Raw genomic sequence first — 1724 nt, 5'->3', positions numbered from 1 at the left:
ATGCCGTGGTGGGTGACGAGGTGTTCGGCGGCGAGGGTGGCGAGTCCGCCGGTGCCGCCGGTGATGAGGAGGGTGTCCTGCGGGTCCCATGCCTCAAACCCGGTCCCGGACGAGGTGTCCGGGCCGGCCTCCGCCAGCCGCGCCGCGTACACGCCGTCCGGCGTGAGAGACACCCACGGCTCGCCACTGGCGACCGCGGCGGGGAAGCGGCGGAGCGACGCCTCCGCGCCGTCCCAAGCGGCCAGCACGAAGCAGCCCGGGTTCTCCTCCTGGGCCGCGCGGACCAGACCACCGACCGCCGAGGCGACCAGGCCGGCGGGGCCGCCCGTCTCCCGCGCGACGACGACCAGCCGGGACGACGCCAGACGCGGCTGCGCCAGCCACTGCTGGAGCGTGACCAGCACCTCGCCCAGGACCGTGCGCAGCCGCGCGGGCAGCGTCTCCGCGCCGTCCGCGCCGTCCGCGCCGTCCGCGCCGTCCGCGCCGCCCGGGTCGGCCGTGCCGAACTCGACGGCCGGGACCGGCAGCAGCACCACCGGCGGCACCGCGTCCCCGAGCGAGGCCACGTCCCGGCAGGCCCGGAGACCCGTCCAGGACCACTTGTCCGCCTCGGGGCCGAGCACCACCCAGTCGCCGGGGACCTCCCCGGCCCCGGACGTCGCGACCGGGACCCATTCCACCTGGTACAGCGGCAGCGAACCGTCGCGCGCCGCCGCGATCTGCTCGGCCGACACCGGACGCGCCGCCATCGAGCGCACCGTCGCCACCGGCGCCCCCGTCAGGTCGGCCAGGTCGAGCGACACCGTCTCCGTGTCGCCGCCGACCGCCGAGAGCCTGACCCGCAGCGCGGTCGCCCCCGAGGCGTGCAGCGACACGTCGCTCCACGCGAACGGCAGGCTCGCCCCGCGCCCCGGCTCCCGGGTGTCCCCGCCCAGCAGCTCGCTCGCGTGCAGGGCGGCGTCCAGGAGCGCGGGATGGAGACCGAAGGCACCGGCGGCGGCCTGCGCGTCCTCCGGAAGGACCACCTCGGCGAAGATCTCGCCGCCGCGCCGCCAGGCGGCACGCAGGCCCCGGAAGACCGGGCCGTAGTCGAGCCCGTCGGCGGCCAGCGTCTCGTAGAGCCCGCCCAGGTCCACCCTGGAGGCGCTCTCCGGCGGCCACACACCGAGGTCCGCCCCGGCGTGCGCCGCTCCCGCGCCGGTCGCGAGGACGCCGTCGGCGTGCCGGGTCCAGGCGTCCGGCGCGGTGTCCGTGGCCCGCGAGTACACGCTGACCTGACGTCGCCCCGACGCGTCCGGCTCACCCACGGTCACCCGCAGGTCGCGGGCACCGCTGCGGGGCAGGACGAGCGGCGCTTCGAGGGCCAGTTCCTCCAGCAGCCCGCAGCCCACGTGGTCGCCGGCCCGCAGCGCGAGTTCGACGAGCGCCGCCCCGGGCAGGACGGCGGTACCCATGACGAGGTGGTCGGCGAGCCAGGCGTGGGTCCGCAGGCCGATCCGCCCCGTCAGCACCACACCGCTCGATTCCGGCAGGGTGATCGCCGCGCCGAGAAGCGGGTGCTCCGCGGCGTCCAGACCCGCGGAGCCCACGTCGGCCCGCTCGGCCACCGCGTCGATCCAGTAGTGCCGGCGCTGGAAGGGGTAGGTGGGCAGGTCGACGTGGCGGGCGGGGCTGCCGGTGTGCGGGGCGGTCCAGTCGACGGTGTGTCCGTGGGCCCAGAGGCG

1 protein-coding gene is annotated in these 1724 nt (G+C 77.2%); it reads right to left on the bottom strand.

Annotated features, from left to right (window positions below):
* Positions 1-1724 (bottom strand): polyketide synthase dehydratase domain-containing protein (locus AB0L74_RS34800; protein ID WP_365661629.1); only part of this gene is annotated, 1724 nt, incomplete at both ends.

It is taken from the genome of Streptomyces sp. NPDC052020 (assembly GCF_040680575.1).
Lineage (GTDB): Bacteria > Actinomycetota > Actinomycetes > Streptomycetales > Streptomycetaceae > Streptomyces.
This window is presented reverse-complemented; position numbering and strand designations above follow the sequence as displayed.